This is a genomic window from Mesorhizobium prunaredense (assembly GCF_900156895.1).
GTDB lineage: Bacteria > Pseudomonadota > Alphaproteobacteria > Rhizobiales > Rhizobiaceae > Mesorhizobium > Mesorhizobium prunaredense.
Window position 1 is genome coordinate 1 of sequence record NZ_FTPD01000063.1, and the last position, 374, is coordinate 374.

Consider the following 374-nt stretch of genomic DNA (forward strand, 5'->3'; position numbering starts at 1 on the left):
ATATCGGCCTCACCGTCACTTAAATCTTCGGGCTCAATTCAAGCCCCTGCCAGGAGCTAAAAATGGCTGCCAAAGACGTAAAATTTTCCCGCGATGCCCGTGAGCGCATGCTGCGCGGCGTCAACATCCTCGCCGACGCAGTGAAGGTCACGCTCGGCCCCAAGGGCCGCAACGTCGTCATCGACAAGTCGTTCGGCGCACCGCGCATCACCAAGGACGGCGTCACCGTCGCCAAGGAAATCGAGCTTGAAGACAAGTTCGAGAACATGGGCGCGCAGATGGTCCGCGAAGTCGCTTCGAAGACCAACGACATTGCCGGCGACGGCACCACGACCGCAACCGTTCTGGCTCAGTCGATCGTCCAGGAAGGCCAC

At 59.9% G+C, this 374-nt stretch carries 1 protein-coding gene; it reads left to right on the plus strand.

The genetic code is table 11. The annotated features are described in order from the left end of the window. Window positions 1-62: 62 nt before the first annotated feature. Window positions 63-374, plus strand: a 312-nt coding sequence (locus tag BQ8794_RS29160) for a TCP-1/cpn60 chaperonin family protein (protein ID WP_280174628.1), incomplete at its 3' end; no start/stop codon positions are given.